We start from the raw sequence: 23,448 nt of genomic DNA on the forward strand, positions 1-23,448 counted from the left end.
ACGGTGGAGGGGACGGGCCCACCGGATTTCGCCGCGTTCGCGGAGTCGGCGTACGCCTCGCTGCTGCGCACCGCCCGGCTCCTGACCGGTGATCCGCACGCCGCCGAGGACCTCGTCCAGGCGGCGCTGGTCAAGGTCTATCTGCGCTGGGGCGGCTCGGCCCGCTGGGACTCGCCCCAGGCGTACGCCCGCAAGGTCGTCGTCAATCTCTACGCGACCTGGCGCCGTCGCCGCTGGCACACCGAGGTCGTGCGCCCCGGCAGCGACAGCGCACCCGACACCCACGACATGGCCGGCGGCGCCGACGCGCGCCTCGAACTGGCCCGTGCGCTCGCGACCCTGCCGCGCGCACAGCGCGCGGTGGTGGTGCTCCGCTTCTACGAGGACCTGTCCGTGGAACAGACGGCCGAGCTGCTCGGCTGCTCGCCCGGGACGGTCAAGAGCCGCACCAACAGGGCCTTGGAACGGCTGCGTGCCGGGGGCGCGCTCGCCGGATACGCGGGAAGGGGCGCGTGATGGACGACTCCGAGGGCTCCCTGAGGCGCGGGCTGCGCGAGCTGGCCGAGGGGAACGCCGGACCGGCACCCCTCGGCGCGATCGTGGGGCGCGGGCGGCGGATCCGGCAGGTACGGCGCTCGCTCGCGGCGGGAGCGGCGACGCTCGTGGTCGCGGGAGGCTCGGTGCTGGGCGTCCGCTGGTCGGAGCCGTCCCCGCCGGCCCTCCCTTCGGGCCCGACCGACGGGCCCTCCGCACCCGCGTATCCGTACGAGGGGAAGTACCGCCCACAGCCTCCTTCCGGGCCGGGCGACCCGCTGGACACCGGGCCCCGCGCGCCGGTGGAGAACGTGCGCTACCGCTACGACCTGTCCGCCGTCTGCGATCTGCGGTACGCGGTCTTCGGCGGGCGGGTCTGGGAGCGGGCCGACGGCGGATCCTCGGCCACGGTGAGGTGGGCGGGGGACCGTATGCGGGGGTACATGAGCTGGACGGACGGCCGGCGTTCCCGCTCCGAGCCGGACACGGCCGTCTTCGAGACGGACACGCCCTCCCTGCCGGCGATCGGCTTCCGCCTGCTGGCCGGGCCGGCGCCGGAGTGCCTCGGCCAGGAGCCCGAGCGGCGGTACGGGGACGCGCCGGCGGCCACGCTCGGCCCGGACCGGCCTGGGCTCGGCGTCCGGTACCCGTACGACATGACCAAGGAGTGCGGTACGCGCTACGCGGTCTTCGCCGGGCGGCTGTGGCGGGCCGAGCGCGAGGAGGGGACGGAGACGATCGTCGACTGGGTGAACGACCTTCCGCTGGCGGCCTTCATGACCCTGACCTCCGAGCGGACCGCGGTCCTGGAGTGGCCGGGCCCGCCCGGCGAGAGCCCGCGGACGACGACGTACCGCCCGGTGGAGGCGCGGGGCGACGACTGCGGGTAGCCCACCCGCCTCAGTACGCCACGCCGACGCCCTGCTTGACCGTCGCCGGGTCGTCGATCATCGCCAGCATGGCGTGGGCGACATCGGCGCGGGCGAGGGAGCGGCCGCGGGGCGGGTTGCCGCCGACGACCGAGCGGTAGCGGCCCGTCAGCGGCTTGTTCGTCAGCTTGGGCGGGCGGACGGACGTCCAGTCGGTGGCGCTGGCCGCCAGGTCGTGCTCCATGACGCGCAGGTCGTCGTAGATGTCCTTCAGGACGGAGTTGATGATCGCGAGCACCGCCTTGTCGAGGACGGTCTGCCCGTCCGGGGTGGGGCCGAGGGGGGCGGCGCTGACCACCAGCAGGCGGCGGACGCCCTCCGCGTCCATGGCGGCGAGGACGGAGCGGGTGAGCTTCGTGGCGACGCCGGCGTCCGAGCGGCCGCGGGCGCCGAGCCCGGAGAGCACCGCGTCCTTGCCCGCGACGGCCCCGCGCAGGGTGTCGGGGTCCGTGAGGTCCGCCCGGTGGACCTCCAGCCGCTCGCCGGTGACCGCGAACCGCGCCGGGTCCCGCACCACCGCCGTGACCTCATGGCCCGAGGCCAGTGCCTGACGGACGATCTCCTGGCCGATGCCACCGGTCGCACCGAAGACTGTGAGCTTCATGTCGAACCCTCCTGGGGTGGGTGAGTGTTCACTCACCCCTAGAGTGAGTGTGTACTCACCCACTCGTCAAGCGCGGTTGGAGAAACCATGGAGAAGAAACCCACGCGGGAACGCATCCTCGACGCGGCACACGAGCTGTGGACCACCGTGGGCCTCGCCCGTACGACCACCAAGGAGATCGCGCGGGGCGCCGGCTGCTCGGAGGCGGCGCTCTACAAGTACTTCGCGGGCAAGGAGGAGCTCTTCGTCGCCGTCCTGACCGAACGCCTCCCCAAGCTGGCACCGCTGCTCGCGTCACTGGCCGCCGAACCGGGGAGGCGCACGGTGGAGGAGAACCTCACCGAGATCGCCCGCCAGGCCGCCCTCTTCTATGCCGAGAGCTTCCCGATCGCCGCCTCGCTCTATGCCGAGACCCGGCTCAAGGCCCGCCACGACGCGTCGATGCGGCGGCTCGACGCCGGTCCGCACCGCCCGCTGGAGAGCCTCGACGCCTATCTGCGTGCCGAGCAGGCGGCGGGGCGTGTCGACGCCGGCGCGGACACCTTCGCGGCGGCGTCACTGCTGCTCGGTGCGTGCTCTCAGCGGGCCTTCGCCTACGACGCGAAGGTCGGCAAGGAGCCGCCGCAGGACCTCGACACCTTCGCGACGTCGATCGCCCGAACCTTGCTGACGGGCATCGCCCCACGGACGTGACGGCGCGCGTTCACCCCACGGCGTGCACGCGCACGCTTCAGGCGGGCGGGGTCGTCAGCCAGTCGTCGATGCCGGAGAGGAGCTTCTGCCTGACGTCCTCCGGGGCCGCCGAACCCCGTACCGACTGGCGCGCCAGTTCCGCCAGTTCCGCGTCCGTGAAGGCGTGGTGGCGGCGGGCGATCTCGTACTGGGCCGCGAGGCGCGAGCCGAAGAGCAGGGGGTCGTCCGCGCCCAGGGCCATCGGGACGCCCGCCTCGAAGAGCGCGCGGAGCGGCACGTCCTCGTGCTTCTCGTAGACCCCGAGGGCCACGTTGGACGCCGGGCAGACCTCGCAGGTCACACCCTTCTCGGCGAGCTTGCGCAGCACCCGCGGGTCCTCCGCCGCCCGCACCCCGTGACCCACGCGCGCCGCCCGGAGGTCGTCCAGGCAGTCCCGTACGGACGACGGCCCCGTCAGCTCCCCGCCGTGCGGGGCCGCCAGCAGACCGCCCTCACGCGCGATCGCGAAGGCGCGGTCGAAGTCACGGGCCATGCCCCGGCGCTCGTCGTTGGAGAGCCCGAAACCGACCACGCCCCGCTCGGCGTACCGCACCGCGAGCCGCGCCAGGGTGCGGGCCTCCAGCGGATGCTTCATCCGGTTCGCGGCCACCAGGACCCGCATCCCGAGCCCGGTCTCGCGCGCGGCCGTGTCGACCGCGTCCAGGATGATCTCCATGGCCGGGATCAGACCGCCGAGGAGCGGAGCGTACGAGGTCGGGTCGACCTGGATCTCCAGCCACCCCGAGCCGTCCCGTACGTCCTCCTGCGCCGCCTCGCGGACCAGACGCCGGATGTCCTCCGGCTCCCGCAGGCAGGACCGGGCGATGTCGTACAGACGCTGGAACCGGAACCAGCCGCGCTCATCGGTCGCCCGCAGCTTCGGCGGGGTGCCGCTGCTCAGCGCCTCCGGGAGGTGGACGCCGTACTTGTCGGCCAGTTCGAGGAGGGTCGTGGGCCGCATCGAACCGGTGAAGTGCAGGTGCAGATGCGCCTTGGGCAGCAGGCTGATGTCACGGACGGCGTGCTCGGAAACGTGCTCCATTGAAGGATCTTGCCGCACCCGAATGGACGAATACAGCCCCTTTCCCCGATCGGGACCTTGCTAGAACGTAAAAACGGGCCCCTGGTTCCGGAGAACCAGGGGCCCGGTCGATGAATCCGGCGACTGCCTAGGCGCGGGCCTCCGCGAGCAGCTTCTGGATCCGGGACACGCCCTCCACCAGGTCCTCGTCGCCCAGTGCGTACGAGAGCCGCAGGTAGCCCGGCGTGCCGAACGCCTCGCCCGGAACGACCGCGACCTCGGCCTCGTCCAGGATCAGCGCGGCCAGCTCGACCGAGTTCTGCGGGCGCTTGCCGCGGATCTCCTTGCCGAGCAGCCCCTTCACCGACGGGTACACGTAGAACGCGCCCTCAGGGGTCGGGCAGACGACACCCTCGATCTCGTTGAGCATCCGCACGATCGTCTGGCGGCGGCGGTCGAAGGCGCGCCCCATCTCCGCGACCGCGTCGAGGTTGCCCGACACGGCGGCCAGCGCGGCCACCTGCGCCACGTTGCTCACGTTCGACGTGGCGTGCGACTGCAGGTTCGTCGCGGCCTTCACCACGTCCTTCGGGCCGATGATCCAGCCCACGCGCCAGCCGGTCATCGCGTACGTCTTGGCGACACCGTTGACGACGATGCACTTGTCGCGCAGCTCCGGCATGATCGACGGCAGGGAGACCGCGGACGCGTCGCCGTAGACGAGGTGCTCGTAGATCTCGTCCGTCAGCACCCACAGACCGTGCTCGACGGCCCAGCGGCCGATCGCCTCGGTCTCGGCCTCGCTGTAGACGGCGCCGGTCGGGTTCGACGGGGAGACGAAGAGGACGACCTTGGTCTTCTCCGTGCGCGCCGCCTCCAGCTGCTCCACCGAGACGCGGTAGCCGGTGGTCTCGTCGGCGACGACCTCGACCGGGACACCGCCCGCGAGCCGGATCGACTCGGGGTACGTCGTCCAGTACGGGGCCGGGACGATGACCTCGTCGCCCGGGTCGAGGATCGCGGCGAACGCCTCGTAGATCGCCTGCTTGCCGCCGTTGGTCACCAGGACCTGGGAGGCGTCGACCTCGTAACCGGAGTCGCGGAGCGTCTTGGCGGCGATCGCGGCCTTCAGCTCGGGCAGACCGCCGGCCGGGGTGTAGCGGTGGTACTTCGGGTTCTTGCACGCCTCGACGGCGGCGTCGACGATGTAGTCCGGGGTCGGGAAGTCGGGCTCACCCGCGCCGAAACCGATCACCGGGCGCCCGGCGGCCTTGAGGGCCTTGGCCTTGGCGTCGACGGCGAGGGTCGCGGACTCGGAGATCGCACCGATGCGGGCGGAGACCCGGCGCTCGGTCGGAGGGGTAGCAGCGCTCATGCGGCCCATGGTCCCAGACCCGCTTCCCGCCCGGCACACAGGTTTCAGGGAGCGGACAGGAACGGTCATTCCTGGTCGTACGAGGGTCCGCGGGGGCTCCCACGTGCTTTCTGTTCGACGTCGGGCTCATGAACACGTACACTCACTGCTCGTTGGCCCTCACCGACCACATCTCACGATGCGGTAGGTTGGGGAAGCCACAAAGGGTCGTAGCTCAATTGGTAGAGCACCGGTCTCCAAAACCGGCGGTTGGGGGTTCAAGTCCCTCCGGCCCTGCTACACACACCGCCAGGATGTGTGCGCATGTACGTACTTCTATGCACCGCCGTGCGGATCCACCCGGCACGGCACTGCCATGACCCGGGATCAGGTGAGAAGCGTGACGGACGCCGTGGGCTCCATCGACATGCCTGATGCCGAGGACGAGGCTCCGGACTCGAAGAAGAAGGCCCGCAAGGGCGGCAAGCGCGGCAAGAAGGGCCCCCTGGGCCGCCTCGCGCTCTTCTACCGCCAGATCATCGCGGAGCTTCGCAAGGTCGTCTGGCCCACTCGTAGCCAGCTGACGACGTACACCACGGTAGTGATTGTCTTCGTTGTCATCATGATCGGCCTTGTCACCGTGATTGACTATGGCTTCCAGGAAGCAGTCAAGTACGTCTTCGGCTGATTTCTTGTTCCACCCCATCTGTATCCAGGAAGAAGCAGCCACCGTGTCTGACCCGAACCTGAACGAGTCCGTTTCCGAGGACGAGCTCGACATCCTCGAGGCGGCCGACGAGGACCAGGCTGAGGCTGCTGACGCCGCTGCGGGCGAGGCGGCCGAAGAGGCCGCCCTGCACATCGAGGACGACTCCGAGGAGTCCGACGAGGACGAGTCCGAGGAAGACTCCGACGTCGAGGACGAGTCCGACGAGGACACCGAGGTCGAGGCCGGCGTCGAGGACGAGGCCGAGGAGGCCGACGAGGAGCCCGCCGCTCCGGTCGACCCGATCCAGGCCCTCCGTGACGAGCTCCGCGGCCTGCCCGGCGAGTGGTACGTGATCCACACCTACGCGGGCTACGAGAAGCGCGTGAAGGCCAACCTCGAGCAGCGTGCCGTCTCGCTGAACGTCGAGGAGTTCATCTACCAGGCCGAGGTGCCCGAGGAAGAGATCGTCCAGATCAAGAACGGCGAGCGCAAGAACGTCCGGCAGAACAAGCTGCCCGGTTACGTTCTCGTCCGCATGGATCTGACGAACGAGTCCTGGGGCGTCGTCCGCAACACCCCCGGCGTCACCGGCTTCGTGGGCAACGCCTACGACCCGTACCCGCTGACCCTGGACGAGATCGTCAAGATGCTCGCCCCCGAGGCCGAGGAGAAGGCCGCCCGCGAGGCCGCCGAGGCCGAGGGCAAGCCGGCTCCGGCCCGCAAGGTCGAGGTCCAGGTGCTCGACTTCGAGGTCGGCGACTCGGTCACCGTCACCGACGGACCCTTCGCGACCCTCCAGGCCACGATCAACGAGATCAACGCCGACTCGAAGAAGGTCAAGGGCCTCGTCGAGATCTTCGGTCGCGAGACCCCGGTCGAGCTCAGCTTCGACCAGATCCAGAAGAACTAACCCCATAGGTTTCCGACCAGGTCAGAGTGGCTCCCGCAGCCGCTCTGACCTGCTCGGTTTTTGGCCGCGCGTGTATACCCGTTATCGTTGTGCGGTATGCCTCCATCCGGATGACCGGATGGCGGGCTGAACACTCTCACTAGGACCCGGAGAGAGCAATGCCTCCCAAGAAGAAGAAGGTCACGGGGCTTATCAAGCTCCAGATCAACGCTGGTGCGGCCAACCCGGCCCCGCCGGTCGGTCCCGCGCTGGGCCAGCACGGCGTCAACATCATGGAGTTCTGCAAGGCCTACAACGCCGCGACCGAGTCGCAGCGTGGCATGGTCGTGCCGGTGGAGATCACGGTCTACGAGGACCGTTCCTTCACCTTCATCACCAAGACTCCGCCGGCCGCCAAGCTGATCCTCAAGGCCGCGGGTGTGGACAAGGGCTCCGGCGAGCCGCACAAGACCAAGGTTGCCAAGCTGACGGCCGCCCAGGTCCGCGAGATCGCCACGGTCAAGCTCCCCGACCTGAACGCCAACGACCTTGACGCCGCGTCGAAGATCATCGCCGGCACCGCCCGTTCCATGGGCATCACGGTCGAGGGCTGATCAGCCCCCTCGTGACCTCAGTGGTAGGGCCGGCGCGGCCCGCACCACGACTCCATACCTGAACCAACAGGAGCAGAAGTGAAGCGCAGCAAGGCTCTCCGCGGCGCGGACGCCAAGATCGACCGGGAGCGGAACTACGCCCCCCTCGAGGCCGTCCGTCTCGCCAAGGACACCGCCACCACCAAGTTCGACGGCACCGTCGAGGTCGCCTTCCGCCTGGGCGTCGACCCGCGCAAGGCCGACCAGATGGTCCGTGGCACCGTGAACCTCCCGCACGGCACCGGTAAGACCGCCCGGGTCCTGGTCTTCGCGACCGGTGACCGTGCCGAGGCCGCGATCGCCGCGGGCGCCGACATCGTCGGCTCCGACGAGCTCATCGACGAGATCTCCAAGGGCAACCGCCTGAACGAGTTCGACGCCGTCGTCGCCACCCCGGACCTCATGGGCAAGGTCGGCCGCCTCGGCCGCGTCCTCGGCCCGCGTGGTCTCATGCCGAACCCGAAGACCGGCACCGTCACCCCCGATGTCGCGAAGGCTGTCAACGACATCAAGGGCGGCAAGATCGAGTTCCGCGTCGACAAGCACTCGAACCTGCACTTCATCATCGGCAAGGTCTCCTTCGACGAGACGAAGCTGGTCGAGAACTACGCCGCGGCTCTGGAGGAGATCCTCCGTCTGAAGCCGTCCGCCGCCAAGGGCCGCTACATCAAGAAGGCGACCCTGACGACGACGATGGGCCCCGGCATCCCGCTGGACTCCAACCGCACCCGCAACCTCCTCGTCGAGGAGGACCCGGCCGCGGTCTGAGCCCATCCGGCTCACTGAGTGGTCACCGGCCCCTCGCACCTTCTTCGGAGGTGCGGGGGGCCGGTTTCTTATTCGTTCGGGCCTGTCGGCCCTCTGAGTTACCGTTCAGTCGACCGACGAACTGAAGATCAAGGGGTGGGGACTCATGGGCATGTCCGCGTGGAAGCGTGCGGCCGTCTCGCTGACGGCCGTGACCGTCGTGGCCGGTGTCGCGGGCTGTCAGGACGGCGACGGGGCCAAGAAGGCCGCTGAGGGCCCCGGGAAGGCCGCGGAGGCGCCCGTGACGCCGCAGCTCCAGAGCCACGAGGCCGTCACGAAGGTCATCCAGGCCGCCTACCGGAAGACCTCGGACGCCAAGTCCGCGAAGATCCGGATGACCATCTCGATGCCGGCCGCCATGGAGGGCGGCGGCACCATGGAGATGACCGGCGTCCAGGGCTGGGACCCCGGCGCCATGGACATCACCATGAAGGGCTCCATGCTGGCGGCCGGTGACCCGGACGCCCCCGAGCAGATGCGCATGATCGTTCTTGGCGACGTCATGTACATGGACATGGGCGCCGAGAAGGCCGCCGAGCTCGACGGCAAGCGCTGGATGAAGGTGGATCTCAAGGGCCAGGGCGCCCAGCAGGAGATGACCGGCGGCCTGGAGAGCATGAACCAGGACCCGGCCCAGCAGCTCGCCCTGCTGCTCGAGTCCCCGAACCTCAAGCACGTGGGCCCCGAGAAGATCAACGGGGTCCAGGCCCAGCACTACAAGGGCACGCTCACCTTCGAGCAGATGCTGGACGCCAACAAGGCGAAGTCCGCGATGCTCTCGAAGCAGGAGCGCGAGAAGCTCGTCGCCAACGTCGAGAAGATCGGCATGAAGGGCTACGACACCGACGTCTGGGTCGACGAGGCCGGCTACCCGGTCCGCATGGTCGTCGCCATGACGACGGCGATGGGGACGGTGAACATGAAGGGCGACTACACCGACTACGGCCCGAAGGCCGCCGTCAAGGCCCCGCCGGCCAAGGACACCTACGACCTCGCGGAGATGCTGAAGGGCATGGGCGCGAGCTGAGCCGACTGAGCCGTACGGGCGGATTTGCTCCCCGCCGCCGACGTCGCGTACTCTTCCACAGAAGCCAAAGACCGCTGGTCGTTGCTGTGCTCTCGCAAGGGGCGCAGTGGCCGAAGGTTCGCTGAGATGCGAACGGCCCGCGCAGGTGATCGTGGAAGAGTTCCCGGATCTTTCGATTCGGTCGAGCTGTGCCCCGTGCGCCTGCGCCGGGGCGTTTTCTATTGTTCAGCCCCTTCTGAGCGGTCCTCATCACCCGGAAGGAGGCCGACGCTCTATGGCAAGGCCCGACAAGGCTGCCGCGGTAGCCGAGCTTGAGGACAAGTTCCGCAGCTCGAACGCCGTCGTGCTGACCTCGTACACGGGGCTCACCGTGGCGCAGCTCAAGACGCTGCGTCGTTCGCTCGGTGAGAACGCCCAGTACGCCGTGGTGAAGAACACGCTGACCAAGATTGCGGCCAACCAGGCCGGGATCGCGTCGCTCGACGACCAGCTCGCTGGTTCGACCGCGGCCGCCTTCGTCACCGGTGACCCGGTGGAGTCGGCGAAGGCTCTGCGTGACTTCGCCAAGGACAACCCGAACCTCGTCATCAAGGGCGGTGTCCTTGATGGCAAGGCGCTGTCCGCCGACGAGTTCAAGAAGCTTGCGGACCTCGAGTCCCGCGAGGTTCTGCTCAGCAAGCTGGCCGGCGCGTTCAAGGGCAAGCAGTCTCAGGCTGCCTCGCTCTTCCAGGCGCTGCCGTCGAAGTTCGTCCGCACCGCGGAGGCGCTTCGCGTCAAGCTCGCCGAGCAGGGCGGTGCCGAGTAATTCGGCTCGCGCACTGATCCGCGCCGCCTAGTGCGTGGGTCGTAGCGGGCCGTTACGCCCGCCTCTATATACATCCGGCACCTGCCGAATTAGTGGAAGGATCGCCCATCATGGCGAAGCTCTCTCAGGACGACCTCCTCGCCCAGTTCGAGGAGATGACCCTCATCGAGCTCTCCGAGTTCGTGAAGGCCTTCGAGGAGAAGTTCGACGTCACCGCCGCCGCGGCCGTCGCCGTTGCCGGCCCCGCCCAGGGTGGCGCTGCCCCCGAGGCCGCTGAGGAGCAGGACGAGTTCGACGTCATCCTCACCGGCGCCGGCGAGAAGAAGATCCAGGTCATCAAGGTCGTGCGTGAGCTGACCTCCCTCGGCCTGAAGGAGGCCAAGGACCTCGTCGACGGCACCCCGAAGCCGGTCCTCGAGAAGGTCGCCAAGGAGGCCGCGGAGAAGGCTGCCGAGTCCCTCAAGGCTGCCGGCGCCTCCGTCGAGGTCAAGTAACACCTCGCGAGTCTCCTGACTCGCTCAGGCGCCTCTCAGGCGCCTCGTGAAGGGCGATCACCCATCTGGGTGGTCGCCCTTCGGCGTACCCGCGTACGGGCGTGGCGAGGGTCGTACGAGCCGTCGGTGGCGGAGTATGGTGATCTTCGCCGTGCGCCCCGCTGACCGGGGGGCCTTGACGAACCGCACGCAGCGCGCAATTCTCAGGACGCGTCGTCACAACGATCCGTATCCGAGGCATGGATCGACGGCGGAACGGGCAGTATCGAGGTGCGCCGCACGGCGCGAGGTACCGCGGAGTTGAGAACAACGAGGGTTGCGAATTACTCGCCCTGGACATCAGTGGGCCAAGTGGCTACACTGACCCTTTGCGCTGCCTGTTAGCTGCCCCCTGCCCGTCACCAGGGGCATACCCTCGCGAGAGCATTGTCGGCAGACCTGACCTGACCTGGACTTTTGGCCATATCGGGAATTGTCTGTCCCTCTGCGTCGCTGGGGACCGGTACGCGCGTAGTGAGTCCGAGCCCTCGGAAGGACCCCCTCTTGGCCGCCTCGCGCAACGCCTCGACCAATACGAACAACGGCGCCAGCACCGCCCCGCTGCGCATCTCCTTTGCAAAGATCAAGGAGCCCCTCGAGGTTCCGAACCTCCTCGCGCTGCAGACCGAGAGCTTTGACTGGCTGCTCGGCAATGCCGCCTGGAAGGCTCGCGTCGAGGCAGCTCTCGAGTCGGGACAGGACGTCCCCAGGAAGTCGGGTCTGGAGGAGATCTTCGAGGAGATCTCTCCGATCGAGGACTTCTCCGGGTCGATGTCGCTGACCTTCCGCGACCACCGCTTCGAGCCCCCGAAGAACTCGATCGACGAGTGCAAGGACCGTGACTTCACGTACGGCGCCCCGCTCTTCGTCACGGCCGAGTTCACCAACAACGAGACCGGCGAGATCAAGTCCCAGACGGTCTTCATGGGCGACTTCCCGCTCATGACGAACAAGGGCACCTTCGTCATCAACGGCACCGAGCGTGTCGTGGTCTCGCAGCTGGTCCGTTCGCCGGGCGTCTACTTCGACTCCTCGATCGACAAGACGTCCGACAAGGACATCTTCTCCGCCAAGATCATCCCGTCCCGGGGTGCCTGGCTGGAGATGGAGATCGACAAGCGCGACATGGTCGGTGTCCGCATCGACCGCAAGCGCAAGCAGTCCGTCACCGTCCTCCTGAAGGCGCTCGGCTGGACCACCGAGCAGATCCTGCAGGAGTTCGGCGAGTACGAGTCCATGCGCGCCACCCTGGAGAAGGACCACACCCAGGGCCAGGACGACGCGCTGCTCGACATCTACCGCAAGCTCCGTCCGGGCGAGCCGCCGACCCGCGAGGCCGCTCAGACGCTGCTCGAGAACCTCTACTTCAACCCGAAGCGCTACGACCTCGCGAAGGTCGGCCGCTACAAGGTGAACAAGAAGCTCGGCGCGGACGAGCCGCTGGACGCCGGTGTCCTGACCACCGACGACATCATCGCCACGATCAAGTACCTCGTGAAGCTCCACGCGGGCGAGACCGAGACGATCGGCGAGTCGGGCCGGGAGATCGTCGTCGAGACCGACGACATCGACCACTTCGGCAACCGTCGTCTGCGCAACGTCGGCGAGCTCATCCAGAACCAGGTCCGCACGGGTCTGGCTCGTATGGAGCGCGTCGTGCGCGAGCGCATGACCACCCAGGACGTCGAGGCGATCACGCCTCAGACCCTGATCAACATCCGGCCGGTCGTCGCCTCCATCAAGGAGTTCTTCGGCACCAGCCAGCTGTCGCAGTTCATGGACCAGAACAACCCGCTGTCGGGTCTGACGCACAAGCGTCGTCTCTCGGCGCTGGGTCCCGGTGGTCTGTCCCGTGAGCGGGCCGGCTTCGAGGTCCGAGACGTGCACCCGTCCCACTACGGACGTATGTGCCCGATCGAGACCCCTGAAGGCCCGAACATCGGTCTGATCGGTTCGCTCGCCTCGTACGGCCGCGTCAACGCGTTCGGCTTCATCGAGACGCCGTACCGCAAGGTCGTCGACGGCCAGGTCACCGACGAGGTCGACTACATCACGGCCGACGAGGAGGACCGCTTCGTCATCGCCCAGGCGAACGCGACCCTGAACGACGAGCTCCGCTTCACCGAGCCGCGCGTTCTGGTCCGCCGCCGTGGCGGTGAGGTCGACTACGTCCCGCCGACCGAGGTCGACTACATGGACGTCTCGCCGCGCCAGATGGTGTCGGTCGCGACGGCCATGATCCCCTTCCTCGAGCACGACGACGCCAACCGTGCCCTCATGGGCGCGAACATGATGCGTCAGGCGGTGCCGCTGATTAAGTCCGAGGCCCCGCTCGTCGGTACCGGCATGGAGTACCGCTGTGCCACCGACGCCGGCGACGTCATCAAGGCCGAGAAGGACGGTGTGATCCAGGAGGTTTCGGCCGACTACATCACCGTCGCCAACGACGACGGCACGTACACCACGTACCGCATCGCCAAGTTCTCCCGCTCGAACCAGGGCACCTCGGTCAACCAGAAGGTCGTCGTCTCCGAGGGCGACCGGGTCATCGAGGGCCAGGTCCTCGCCGACGGTCCGGCCACCGAGAACGGTGAGATGGCGCTCGGCAAGAACCTGCTCGTGGCGTTCATGCCGTGGGAGGGTCACAACTACGAGGACGCGATCATCCTGTCGCAGCGCCTCGTGCAGGACGACGTCCTCTCCTCGATCCACATCGAGGAGCACGAGGTCGACGCCCGTGACACCAAGCTCGGCCCGGAGGAGATCACCCGGGACATCCCGAACGTCTCCGAGGAGGTCCTCGCCGACCTCGACGAGCGCGGCATCATCCGTATCGGTGCCGAGGTCGTCGCCGGCGACATCCTCGTCGGCAAGGTCACGCCCAAGGGTGAGACCGAGCTGACCCCGGAGGAGCGCCTGCTCCGTGCGATCTTCGGTGAGAAGGCCCGTGAGGTCCGTGACACCTCGCTGAAGGTGCCGCACGGCGAGACCGGCAAGGTCATCGGCGTCCGCGTCTTCGACCGCGAGGAGGGCGACGAGCTTCCCCCGGGCGTGAACCAGCTGGTCCGCGTCTACGTCGCCCAGAAGCGCAAGATCACCGATGGTGACAAGCTCGCCGGCCGTCACGGCAACAAGGGTGTCATCTCCAAGATCCTTCCGATCGAGGACATGCCCTTCCTCGAGGACGGCACCCCGGTCGACATCATCCTCAACCCCCTGGGTGTCCCGTCCCGAATGAACCCGGGACAGGTCCTGGAGATCCACCTCGGCTGGCTCGCCAGCCGCGGCTGGGACGTCTCCGGCCTCGCGGACGAGTGGGCGCAGCGCCTGCAGGCCATCGGTGCCGACCAGGTCGCCCCGGGCACCAACGTCGCCACCCCCGTCTTCGACGGTGCGCGTGAGGACGAGCTCGCGGGTCTGCTGCAGCACACGATCCCGAACCGCGACGGCGAGCGCATGGTGCTTCCGTCCGGCAAGGCGCGTCTGTTCGACGGCCGCTCCGGCGAGCCGTTCCCGGACCCGATCTCGGTCGGGTACATGTACATCCTCAAGCTCCACCACCTGGTCGACGACAAGCTGCACGCCCGGTCGACCGGTCCGTACTCGATGATCACCCAGCAGCCGCTGGGTGGTAAGGCCCAGTTCGGTGGCCAGCGCTTCGGTGAGATGGAGGTGTGGGCGCTGGAGGCTTACGGCGCCGCGTACGCCCTCCAGGAGCTGCTGACGATCAAGTCCGACGACGTGACCGGCCGCGTGAAGGTCTACGAGGCCATCGTCAAGGGCGAGAACATCCCTGAGCCCGGCATCCCCGAGTCCTTCAAGGTGCTCATCAAGGAGATGCAGTCCCTGTGCCTCAACGTGGAGGTGCTGTCCTCGGACGGCATGTCCATCGAGATGCGCGACACCGACGAGGACGTCTTCCGCGCAGCGGAGGAGCTCGGTATCGACCTGTCCCGGCGCGAGCCGAGCAGCGTCGAAGAGGTCTGACGGGAGTCCGGTACGGGGACTCGGTGAATTCCGCTGAGTCCCCGGCCGGCCCCAGGACCCCCGTTTCAGACCCCAAGACTTACAACCCTGAGAGGGATTGACGCATAGTGCTCGACGTCAACTTCTTCGATGAGCTCCGGATCGGTCTGGCCACCGCTGACGACATCCGTCAGTGGAGCCACGGCGAGGTCAAGAAGCCCGAGACCATCAACTACCGCACCCTGAAGCCCGAAAAGGACGGACTCTTCTGCGAGAAGATCTTCGGTCCGACCCGGGACTGGGAGTGCTACTGCGGCAAGTACAAGCGTGTCCGCTTCAAGGGCATCATCTGTGAGCGGTGTGGCGTCGAGGTCACCCGCGCCAAGGTGCGCCGTGAGCGGATGGGCCACATCGAGCTGGCCGCTCCCGTCACCCACATCTGGTACTTCAAGGGCGTTCCGTCGCGCCTCGGCTACCTGCTGGATCTGGCGCCGAAGGACCTCGAGAAGGTCATCTACTTCGCCGCGTACATGATCACGTTCGTGGACGAGGAGCGCCGGACGCGCGACCTGCCGTCGCTGGAGGCCCACGTCTCCGTCGAGCGTCAGCAGATCGAGAACCGTCGCGACGCCGACCTCGAGGCCCGCGCCAAGAAGCTCGAGACCGACCTGGCCGAGCTCGAGGCCGAGGGTGCCAAGGCCGACGTGCGCCGCAAGGTGCGCGAGGGCGCCGAGCGTGAGATGAAGCAGCTGCGTGACCGTGCGCAGCGCGAGATCGACCGTCTCGACGAGGTCTGGAACCGCTTCAAGAACCTCAAGGTCCAGGACCTGGAGGGCGACGAGCTCCTCTACCGCGAGCTGCGTGACCGCTTCGGCACGTACTTCGACGGTTCGATGGGTGCCGCGGCGCTGCAGAAGCGCCTGGAGTCCTTCGACCTGGAGGAGGAGGCCGAGCGCCTCCGCGAGATCATCCGTACCGGCAAGGGCCAGAAGAAGACCCGCGCGCTCAAGCGCCTCAAGGTCGTCTCCGCGTTCCTGCAGACCGCGAACAGCCCCAAGGGCATGGTTCTCGACTGCGTGCCGGTGATCCCGCCGGACCTGCGTCCGATGGTGCAGCTGGACGGTGGCCGCTTCGCGACCTCCGACCTGAACGACCTGTACCGCCGTGTGATCAACCGCAACAACCGTCTGAAGCGTCTGCTCGACCTCGGTGCCCCCGAGATCATCGTGAACAACGAGAAGCGGATGCTCCAGGAGGCGGTCGACGCCCTCTTCGACAACGGCCGTCGTGGTCGCCCGGTCACGGGCCCCGGCAACCGTCCGCTGAAGTCCCTCAGCGACATGCTGAAGGGTAAGCAGGGTCGATTCCGTCAGAACCTGCTCGGTAAGCGTGTGGACTACTCCGCGCGTTCCGTCATCGTCGTCGGTCCGCAGCTGAAGCTGCACCAGTGTGGTCTGCCCAAGGCCATGGCGCTGGAGCTCTTCAAGCCGTTCGTGATGAAGCGCCTGGTCGACCTGAACCACGCGCAGAACATCAAGAGCGCCAAGCGGATGGTCGAGCGCGGCCGCACGGTCGTGTACGACGTCCTCGAAGAGGTCATCGCCGAGCACCCGGTTCTGCTGAACCGTGCGCCCACGCTGCACCGCCTCGGCATCCAGGCCTTCGAGCCCCAGCTGGTCGAGGGCAAGGCCATCCAGATCCACCCGCTCGTCTGCACCGCGTTCAACGCGGACTTCGACGGTGACCAGATGGCCGTCCACCTGCCGCTCTCCGCGGAGGCGCAGGCCGAGGCGCGCATCCTGATGCTCTCCTCGAACAACATCCTCAAGCCGGCCGACGGCCGTCCGGTCACGATGCCGACCCAGGACATGGTCCTCGGTCTGTTCTTCCTGACCACCGACGGTGAGCTCCGTGACACCAAGGGCGAGGGCCGCGCGTTCGGCTCCACGGCCGAGGCGATCATGGCGTTCGACGCCGGCGAGCTCGCGCTGCAGTCGCAGATCGACATCCGCTTCCCGATCGGCACCGTTCCGCCGCGCGGCTGGGTTCCCCCGGTCGCCGAGGAGGGTGAGCCGGAGTGGCAGCAGGGTGACTCGTTCCGCCTGCGTACGTCGCTGGGCCGCGCGCTCTTCAACGAGCTGCTGCCCGAGGACTACCCGTTCGTCGACTACTCGGTCGGCAAGAAGCAGCTCTCCGAGATCGTCAACGACCTCGCCGAGCGCTACCCCAAGGTCATCGTGGCGGCGACGCTCGACAACCTGAAGGCGGCGGGCTTCTACTGGGCGACCCGCTCCGGCGTCACCGTGGCCATCTCGGACGTTGTCGTCCCCGAGGCCAAGAAGGCGATCGTCAAGGGCTGGGAAGAGCAGGACGAGAAGGTCCAGAAGCAGTACGAGCGCGGTCTCATCACCAAGGAAGAGCGCACTCAGGAGCTCATCAACATCTGGACCAAGGCGACCAACGAGGTTGCCGAGGCCATGAATGAGAACTTCCCCAAGACGAACCCCATCTTCATGATGGTTGACTCGGGTGCCCGAGGAAACATGATGCAGATGCGGCAGATCGCCGGTATGCGTGGTCTGGTGTCGAACGCCAAGAACGAGACGATTCCCCGTCCCATCAAGGCGTCCTTCCGTGAGGGTCTCTCCGTCCTCGAGTACTTCATCTCGACGCACGGTGCCCGTAAGGGTCTGGCCGACACCGCCCTGCGTACCGCCGACTCGGGTTACCTGACCCGTCGTCTGGTGGACGTCTCGCAGGACGTGATCATCCGCGAGGAGGACTGTGGCACCGAGCGCGGTCTGAAGCTGAAGATCGCGGAGAAGGGTGCCGACGGCATCCTGCGGAAGACGGACGACGTCGAGACCTCCGTGTACGCGCGGATGCTCGCCGAGGACGTCGTCGTGGACGGCAAGGTCATCGCGCCGGCCAACGTCGACCTGGGTGACGTCCTGATCGATGCCCTGGTCAACGCGGGTGTCGAGGAGGTCAAGACCCGTTCGGTCCTGACCTGTGAGTCCGCGGTCGGCACCTGTGCCTACTGCTACGGCCGCTCGCTGGCCACCGGCAAGCTGGTCGACATCGGTGAGGCGGTCGGCATCATCGCCGCCCAGTCCATCGGTGAGCCCGGTACCCAGCTGACGATGCGTACCTTCCACACCGGTGGTGTGGCCGGTGACGACATCACCCAGGGTCTGCCCCGTGTTGTCGAGCTCTTCGAGGCCCGTCAGCCCAAGGGTGTCGCCCCGATCTCGGAGGCGGCCGGCCGCGTCCGTATCGAGGAGACCGAGAAGACCAAGAAGATCGTCGTCACCCCGGACGACGGCAGCGACGAGACGGCGTTCCCGATCTCGAAGCGTGCCCGTCTGCTGGTGGGCGAGGGCGACCACGTCGAGGTGGGCCAGAAGCTCACCGTGGGTGCCACCAACCCGCACGACGTGCTGCGGATCCTCGGTCAGCGCGCGGTCCAGGTCCACCTGGTCGGCGAGGTCCAGAAGGTCTACAACTCGCAGGGTGTGTCGATCCACGACAAGCACATCGAGATCATCATCCGGCAGATGCTGCGCCGTGTGACGATCATCGAGTCCGGCGACGCGGAGCTGCTGCCGGGCGAGCTCGTCGAGCGCTCGAAGTTCGAGACCGAGAACCGTCGTGTGGTCACCGAGGGCGGTCACCCCGCCTCCGGCCGTCCGCAGCTGATGGGTATCACCAAGGCCTCGCTGGCGACGGAGTCCTGGCTGTCGGCCGCCTCCTTCCAGGAGACGACCCGAGTCCTGACGGATGCGGCGATCAACGCCAAGTCCGACAGCCTCATCGGCCTCAAGGAGAACGTCATCATCGGTAAGCTCATCCCGGCCGGTACGGGTCTGTCCCGCTACCGCAACATCCGGGTCGAGCCGACCGAGGAGGCCAAGGCCGCGATGTACTCGGCCGTCGGCTACGACGACATCGACTACTCGCCGTTCGGCACCGGCTCCGGCCAGGCCGTTCCGCTGGAGGACTACGACTACGGTCCGTACAACCAGTAAGTAGATCGAAACCGAAGGGCGGCACCCCGAAGCCGGGGTGCCGCCCTTCGGCGTACGCGCTACCGGCCCGCCAGCTCCCAGACGGCGAGCATCAGGCCGGCGCTCGCCGTCAGCGCGGCGATGCTGGTGAGCGGCCAGCGGCCGCGCTCCAGGGCGTCGAGCCGGGACTCCATGTCGGCGAGCTGCTTGTCGGTCTGGTCACTGCGCTGCACGAGGAGTGCGAGCGAGCCGTCGACCCGGGCGAAGCCCGCCTCCAGCGTGCCGCGGAGCCGTTCCAGTTCGACGGCGACGGTGACCGGGTCGTGCTGTTCAGGCTCGGTCATCGGCCGCTCCCTGGGTGGTGCGCAGCCATGCGGGGAGCAGGTTCTGCACGGCGGGCACCGCCATCACCCGGGTGAGGGCGCCGGCGGCGGCGAGCGCCCCGGCGACCCAGGGGAGGGTGGCCGGGAGGCCGGAGGCGTCGACGACCGCGGGGAGCACGACGGCGAGGGCGACGGCGGACTGCAGGACGGTACGGGCGGTGCGCTTGGCGGCTTCGGACATGGGGGCTCCTTGCTTCGGGGTACGGGACTACTTCGTGTACGGGACCTTGAGCGCGTTCCAGGACGTGGCGCCCGGCCAGCCGTCGGCGTCGGAGCCGCTGAAGCCGAGCTTGCGCTGCCACTTCGCGTAGCTGCGCCGGTCCGCCTCGCCCCATCGGGGGGACGGGCCGACGGTGTACGCGGAGCAGCCCTCGGCGACCAGCCGGCGGCCCATCGCGGTGACGATCGGGGAGCTGGGGTTCGTCTTGAAGAACGAGGTGCCGGGGAACGGCTGGTAGCGCGGGGCGGCCGGCTGCTGCGCGGCCGGGGACTGCTTGGTGGGGGCTGCGGCGAGCCGCTTCTGGACCCGGTCCCGCATCCCCGGCATGGCGAACCCCTTGGGGTCGCTCTTCCAGTCGGACCACTCCAGGTGTCCGATGACGGACTTGGCGCCCCAGCCGTGGGCCCGGCAGATCGCGGCGGACGCCCGCTCGATGGCGTCCAGCTGGGCGGCCGGCCAGGGGTCGGTGCCGTTGCCGAGGTTGACGCACTCGAAGCCGTAGAACCGGGCGTTGCCGTCGACGGCGCCGGAGCTGCCCTGGTGCTCGCGCGGGGCGGGCGGCCGGTCGCCGTAGGTCTCGGTGATCACGGCCTGGAGGACCGAGGGATCGCCGCCGCCCGCGTGGTTGGCGCGGCCGTTGCCGACGAGGTGGACGGTGCCGTCCTTGGCGATCACGCCGTGGCAGAGCGGGCCGGGCAGACCGTCGTAGCCGTTGTAGCAGAGCTCGACGGACGAGGCGGTGCCGCTGGAGACGGTGTGGTGGATCATCACCCCGTTCACGGGGCCCCAGGCGCCGGCCTGGTTGCGGTTGTGGGTGCGCCAGCCGTCGTGCTCGACGACGGTGACGCCCTCGGCGCGGAGCGCGGCGAGGAGCTGATCGGCGGACAGGGGGGCTGCCATCTGTGTCCTCCAGGCATGAGAAAACCCCGGCCGGTTCGGCACGGGGCGGGCATACGGGGGCGGGTGTGGGTCTACGACTCCGGGGCAGGGGCGGGGGCCCATGTGGTGCAGAGCGCGGCGTAGGCGGCCCGGCGGGACTCGAAGTCGGCGAGGGCGGCGGCGACGGCCTGCTGGACGGCGGTCGGGTCGGGGACGACGGCGACCCCGTCCTTGGCGTGGACGATGATCAGGCCGGAGCCGCGCAGGAAGGCGTCGCCCGTGCCCTTCTCGGTGAGCTCGGCGGTGACGTACACCGACGGGTACTGACCGGTGACCGGGTCGAGCTCCAGGGTGTAGCCGAGGCTGTTGTCGTAGACGCGGACGTTGAGGGTGTGGCCGCCCTCGGTGACGACGGCGCGGCCGGCGTAGTCGATGGCCACGCCCCAGGGCTGGGTGGGGTCGATGTTCATGGGGTACTCCTCGTACTCCTCGTGCGGATCCTGCGGATCGTGCCGCTCGGAGGGCGGATCAGGTCTGGGCGCCGTGGATGAGGACGGGCTGGGCGTAGACCGTGCCGCCGCTGGCCATGGCCTGGATCTCGATGTTCATGGTCTGGCCGAACCTGGTCTTCATGTCGCCGGGCAGCAGGCCGAGGTGGTCGTAGGTGGTGCCCGCGGTGACCGTGGGACCGAACTGGACGTTGTCGACGAGCACCCGCACCTGGCCGGTCGCGCCCGTCGACGCCGCCGTGTTGATGGCGAGCCGCATCTTCGGCTGCCAGATGGGGTTGGAGCACCGGGCGATGGTCGTGAAGGCGGCCGCGGTGGTGGATGGCCACTTGGCCGGCTCGCTCGGCAGCGGCGGCATCAGCTGCAGCCAAGGCCGGGCGAGACCGCCGGTCATGATGTCGTCCGCGAAGATCTCGTGGTTGTAGCCGTCGAAGATCCGGAACAGCGGCCGGGTGATGGTGACGCTGCCGGACTGCGTGGCGGGGCGGAACTCGTTGACCGCGGGACGGGTGTTGACGGCGGTGGACAGCGCCTTCAGCCGACGTTCCATCTGGTTGAGCCGGTCGATGATGTCCTCGGGCAGCTGGGGCATCAGGTCTCCTCAAGGTAGAGCTCGGCGGTGTCGGGCCGGCCGCGCTCCGGGGGAGTGACCTTGACGCCGATGATGCGGTAGCGGGCGTCGAGACCCGGCGAGAACCACTCGTCGTGGATCCGGATGCGTGCGGTGCGCCCGATGAGGGCCGGCGGGACCATCCCGCCGAGGTGGATGGTGATCGCCGGGATCACCACGGCGCCGCGGGCCTGGGCGAGCTCCGCGGTGGCCAGCGACTCCAGGGTGAGCGTGTCGGTGATCTCGTTGTGGTCCGAGGAGAGGTCGATCAGCGGCCAGCCGTCGACGAGCAGCGAGGTGTCGTACTGCTCCTTGCCGTACAGCGGCCGCGACTCGGCCGCCGCGTTGGAGTTCACCGACGCGCCGCGAGCCATGGCGGTGGTGCCGCCGCGGGTCGCGTCGTACGGGAAGGAGTACGACAGGATGACGCCCGGCCGGTCGAAGAGCAGATCGGTGGCCCCGTTGACGATCTTGGGTTCGCCGAGCCGCAGCTGCCGGACCCGCTGCCCGCTGATCGGGTCGCGGTAGACCAGGATCTGGTGCTCGAAGCCGTCCTGCATGGAGGCGATCTGGTTGAGCGCGTCCAGGTAGACGGTCTCGTCGCCCTTTCGCCACGAGACGGTGCGCATGACCTTGGCCGGCTCGTCGCCGAACGTGATCCCGAGGCGTTTGGGTTCCTGGTCCGCGGGGGCGCCGGGGTAGGTCTGGACGTCGAGCTCGTTCCACAGCCGGCGCGCGATCTCGAGCTGATGGGTCGGGGTGTCGTACGTGATGTCCGTGCGGATACGCCGGCGGCCCGCGTACGAGTCGAAGGTGGCGGCCTGGATGCCGAGGGTCAGCACCCCGCGGCCGCTGGACTGCAGGGTGGTCGTCCACACGATGCCGCCCCACCACAGGTCCCCGCCGCGCTCCAGATAGACCGAGGTGCGGCCTTCCCGGACCTGCTTGACCCGCTCGGCGATGGCCTTGTTGGGGATGGGGATGGTGCCGGAGAGAGAGCCGGCCTTGCCGATGTAGTCGTCGAAGGAGACGTCCCGCAGGGGCAGGATGTCCAGGGTCTGGTCGGTGAGCAGATCGCAGAAGATCGCCCGGTAAGGCGTGTCGAGACTCATACGGGGGACCTCACGGGAGGATGTAGGTGGCGCTGATGCGGACGTTGCGGCCGGCGAGGAGCGCGCCGTTCGAGGACCAGGTGCGCAGCTCGACCAGACCCGAGGTGGCCACGGTCGCCGCGCCGCTGCCGTAGCCGTCGCAGGCGGTGGCTTCGACGCTGATGGCCGGGCGCCAGCCCGCGGGCAGGGTGCACAGCGGCTCGTCGTTGATGTTGCCGGCGCTGTTGGCGTCGACCTGGGCGCCGGTGCGCGTGACGGTGACGGTCATGGTGCACAGGCCGCTCTTGGTCCGGCGGCCGTAGAACGAGACCACGGACCAGTTGGCGAGCGCGGTCACGCCCGTGGTGGTGGCCTCGTTCTCCACCGGCGGCTGGTAGTTGACCCAGGAGGTCCCGTTCCAGCGCTGGAGGCTCCCGGAGTTGTCGCGGAACTGACCGGTGTAGCTGCCCGCGGACACCATGCCGCTGGGGGCGATGCCGCCGATCTCCTTGGGGTAGGCGACCCAGGCGGTGCCGTCCCAGCGCTGGAGGTAGTGGGCGTTGTCGTTGTCCTGGTACTGGCCCGGGTAGGAGCCGGCCACACCGGCGTTGTTGTAGACGGGCAGGATGCCGCCGGCCGCGACGGTCGTGGTGCGCAGGTCGGTGACCGTGCCGGAGGTCGTCCATTCGATGCCGCCGGTGCCGGCCGAGGCCCCGGCCTTCACCTTGACGCTGAACAGCACCAGCGAGCGGGCCGGGGCCCCGGGCGCCACCGGAACGGCCTTCGCCTCGCCCTTCACGATCTCGACGACGGCGTCGTACTTGCCCTGGAGGTCGGCGTCGTTGTCGTACACGCGCAGGACGACGAGGTCGATGCGCGGGTTGAGCGGGTCTCCGTCACCGAAGGTGATGGTCATGTCCTGGTCGAGGGCGACGGGGTAGGCGCCGTCGGAGTTGCCGCCCTGGACGACGGCCTTGCCGGCGTAGACGGTGGCCGTCATCGGGCCGGCGCTGCTCATCCACAGGCCGCCGACCCGGAACTTGCCGTCGAACGTTCCGGGCAGGATGCCGGACCGCACGCCGAGCGGGTTGACGGGGGTGGTGGCGCCGATGTTGGTGATGCGGGTGTTCTGGCGTGTCTGCCCAGTGGGCAGCAGCCAGCCGGAGCGTACGGGCATGGGATCTCC

Annotated in this window: 22 protein-coding genes and 1 tRNA gene; 13 read left to right on the forward strand and 10 right to left on the reverse strand. The window is 68.4% G+C overall.

Features of this window, described 5'->3' with window-relative positions; translation table 11 throughout:
- Nucleotides 1-3: 3 nt before the first annotated feature.
- Together ABZ939_RS28195 and ABZ939_RS28200 are read left to right on the forward strand one after the other, a co-directional pair.
- The gene (locus tag ABZ939_RS28195) at nt 4-516 is read left to right on the forward strand and encodes a SigE family RNA polymerase sigma factor (protein ID WP_361860943.1); all 513 of its coding nucleotides are present in this window, start codon (nt 4-6) and stop codon (nt 514-516) included.
- A complete protein-coding gene (locus tag ABZ939_RS28200) occupies nt 516-1,424 on the forward strand; it encodes a hypothetical protein (protein ID WP_361860945.1) in 909 nt (302 codons plus the stop codon). Before ABZ939_RS28195 ends, ABZ939_RS28200 begins: the two co-directional genes overlap by 1 nt.
- Before the next feature lie 10 nt (nt 1,425-1,434).
- Here ABZ939_RS28200 and ABZ939_RS28205 read toward each other — a convergent pair whose 3' ends face one another.
- The gene (locus tag ABZ939_RS28205) at nt 1,435-2,067 is read right to left on the reverse strand and encodes an NAD(P)H-binding protein (protein ID WP_361860948.1); all 633 of its coding nucleotides are present in this window, start codon (nt 2,065-2,067) and stop codon (nt 1,435-1,437) included.
- 87 nt (nt 2,068-2,154) lie between these two features.
- Between ABZ939_RS28205 and ABZ939_RS28210 the strand changes: the two genes are divergently transcribed.
- Nucleotides 2,155-2,760: a helix-turn-helix domain-containing protein gene (locus tag ABZ939_RS28210; protein ID WP_361860951.1), complete on the forward strand. Its 606-nt coding sequence runs from the start codon at nt 2,155-2,157 to the stop codon at nt 2,758-2,760.
- A 37-nt stretch (nt 2,761-2,797) separates the two neighbouring features.
- Here the strand turns inward: ABZ939_RS28210 and ABZ939_RS28215 are convergent, their stop codons facing one another.
- Both ABZ939_RS28215 and ABZ939_RS28220 read right to left on the reverse strand, forming a co-directional pair.
- On the reverse strand, nt 2,798-3,841 hold the full coding sequence (locus tag ABZ939_RS28215) for an adenosine deaminase (RefSeq protein ID WP_361860954.1): 1,044 nt from the start codon (nt 3,839-3,841) through the stop codon (nt 2,798-2,800).
- A gap of 127 nt (nt 3,842-3,968) precedes the next feature.
- Complete coding sequence (locus ABZ939_RS28220; RefSeq protein ID WP_361860957.1) at nt 3,969-5,195, reverse strand: pyridoxal phosphate-dependent aminotransferase; 1,227 nt, start codon at nt 5,193-5,195, stop codon at nt 3,969-3,971.
- 203 nt (nt 5,196-5,398) lie between these two features.
- On the opposite strand from ABZ939_RS28220, the gene ABZ939_RS28225 reads away from it, so the two are divergent.
- From ABZ939_RS28225 to ABZ939_RS28270, 10 genes are all read left to right on the forward strand, one after another.
- A tRNA-Trp gene (locus ABZ939_RS28225) sits at nt 5,399-5,471 on the forward strand.
- 103 nt (nt 5,472-5,574) lie between these two features.
- Nucleotides 5,575-5,862, forward strand: coding sequence for a preprotein translocase subunit SecE (secE, locus tag ABZ939_RS28230; protein ID WP_361860960.1), 288 nt, complete (start codon nt 5,575-5,577; stop codon nt 5,860-5,862).
- Nucleotides 5,863-5,905: 43 nt separating this feature from the next.
- The gene (nusG, locus tag ABZ939_RS28235) at nt 5,906-6,793 is read left to right on the forward strand and encodes a transcription termination/antitermination protein NusG (RefSeq protein ID WP_361860963.1); all 888 of its coding nucleotides are present in this window, start codon (nt 5,906-5,908) and stop codon (nt 6,791-6,793) included.
- Between the two features lie 158 nt (nt 6,794-6,951).
- Nucleotides 6,952-7,386, forward strand: a complete 435-nt coding sequence (gene rplK / locus ABZ939_RS28240) for a 50S ribosomal protein L11 (RefSeq protein WP_030318720.1) — start codon at nt 6,952-6,954, stop codon at nt 7,384-7,386.
- Nucleotides 7,387-7,464: 78 nt separating this feature from the next.
- Nucleotides 7,465-8,193: a 50S ribosomal protein L1 gene (rplA, locus tag ABZ939_RS28245; protein ID WP_361860966.1), complete on the forward strand. Its 729-nt coding sequence runs from the start codon at nt 7,465-7,467 to the stop codon at nt 8,191-8,193.
- A gap of 145 nt (nt 8,194-8,338) precedes the next feature.
- Nucleotides 8,339-9,259: a hypothetical protein gene (locus ABZ939_RS28250; protein WP_361860969.1), complete on the forward strand. Its 921-nt coding sequence runs from the start codon at nt 8,339-8,341 to the stop codon at nt 9,257-9,259.
- A 274-nt stretch (nt 9,260-9,533) separates the two neighbouring features.
- Complete coding sequence (rplJ, locus tag ABZ939_RS28255) at nt 9,534-10,064, forward strand: 50S ribosomal protein L10 (protein ID WP_361860972.1); 531 nt, start codon at nt 9,534-9,536, stop codon at nt 10,062-10,064.
- Nucleotides 10,065-10,174: 110 nt separating this feature from the next.
- Nucleotides 10,175-10,558 carry a 50S ribosomal protein L7/L12 gene (gene rplL, locus ABZ939_RS28260; RefSeq protein WP_356599695.1) on the forward strand — a complete coding sequence of 128 codons (384 nt, stop codon included), beginning with the start codon at nt 10,175-10,177 and terminating at the stop codon, nt 10,556-10,558.
- 543 nt (nt 10,559-11,101) lie between these two features.
- A complete protein-coding gene (gene rpoB / locus ABZ939_RS28265) occupies nt 11,102-14,584 on the forward strand; it encodes a DNA-directed RNA polymerase subunit beta (RefSeq protein ID WP_361860975.1) in 3,483 nt (1,160 codons plus the stop codon).
- A gap of 107 nt (nt 14,585-14,691) precedes the next feature.
- Nucleotides 14,692-18,591, forward strand: coding sequence for a DNA-directed RNA polymerase subunit beta' (locus tag ABZ939_RS28270; protein ID WP_361860978.1), 3,900 nt, complete (start codon nt 14,692-14,694; stop codon nt 18,589-18,591).
- A 59-nt stretch (nt 18,592-18,650) separates the two neighbouring features.
- Here ABZ939_RS28270 and ABZ939_RS28275 read toward each other — a convergent pair whose 3' ends face one another.
- The 7 genes from ABZ939_RS28275 to ABZ939_RS28305 all read right to left on the reverse strand — a co-directional run bounded on the left by ABZ939_RS28275 (nt 18,651) and on the right by ABZ939_RS28305 (nt 23,439).
- A complete protein-coding gene (locus ABZ939_RS28275) occupies nt 18,651-18,914 on the reverse strand; it encodes a hypothetical protein (protein ID WP_361860981.1) in 264 nt (87 codons plus the stop codon).
- On the reverse strand, nt 18,901-19,134 hold the full coding sequence (locus tag ABZ939_RS28280) for a hypothetical protein (RefSeq protein ID WP_361860984.1): 234 nt from the start codon (nt 19,132-19,134) through the stop codon (nt 18,901-18,903). The genes ABZ939_RS28275 and ABZ939_RS28280 overlap by 14 nt, the downstream gene beginning before the upstream one ends.
- Before the next feature lie 27 nt (nt 19,135-19,161).
- Nucleotides 19,162-20,073 carry a peptidoglycan-binding protein gene (locus ABZ939_RS28285; RefSeq protein ID WP_361860987.1) on the reverse strand — a complete coding sequence of 304 codons (912 nt, stop codon included), beginning with the start codon at nt 20,071-20,073 and terminating at the stop codon, nt 19,162-19,164.
- A 71-nt stretch (nt 20,074-20,144) separates the two neighbouring features.
- A complete protein-coding gene (locus tag ABZ939_RS28290; RefSeq protein WP_361860990.1) occupies nt 20,145-20,522 on the reverse strand; it encodes an ATP-binding protein in 378 nt (125 codons plus the stop codon).
- Between the two features lie 58 nt (nt 20,523-20,580).
- Nucleotides 20,581-21,153 carry a hypothetical protein gene (locus ABZ939_RS28295; protein WP_361860992.1) on the reverse strand — a complete coding sequence of 191 codons (573 nt, stop codon included), beginning with the start codon at nt 21,151-21,153 and terminating at the stop codon, nt 20,581-20,583.
- Nucleotides 21,153-22,283 carry a hypothetical protein gene (locus tag ABZ939_RS28300; RefSeq protein WP_361860995.1) on the reverse strand — a complete coding sequence of 377 codons (1,131 nt, stop codon included), beginning with the start codon at nt 22,281-22,283 and terminating at the stop codon, nt 21,153-21,155. The genes ABZ939_RS28295 and ABZ939_RS28300 overlap by 1 nt, the downstream gene beginning before the upstream one ends.
- 10 nt (nt 22,284-22,293) lie before the next feature.
- On the reverse strand, nt 22,294-23,439 hold the full coding sequence (locus ABZ939_RS28305) for a hypothetical protein (RefSeq protein WP_361860998.1): 1,146 nt from the start codon (nt 23,437-23,439) through the stop codon (nt 22,294-22,296).
- Nucleotides 23,440-23,448: the final 9 nt, after the last annotated feature.

It is taken from the genome of Streptomyces sp. NPDC046712 (assembly GCF_040645695.1).
In the GTDB taxonomy this organism is placed as follows: Bacteria; Actinomycetota; Actinomycetes; order Streptomycetales; family Streptomycetaceae; genus Streptomyces.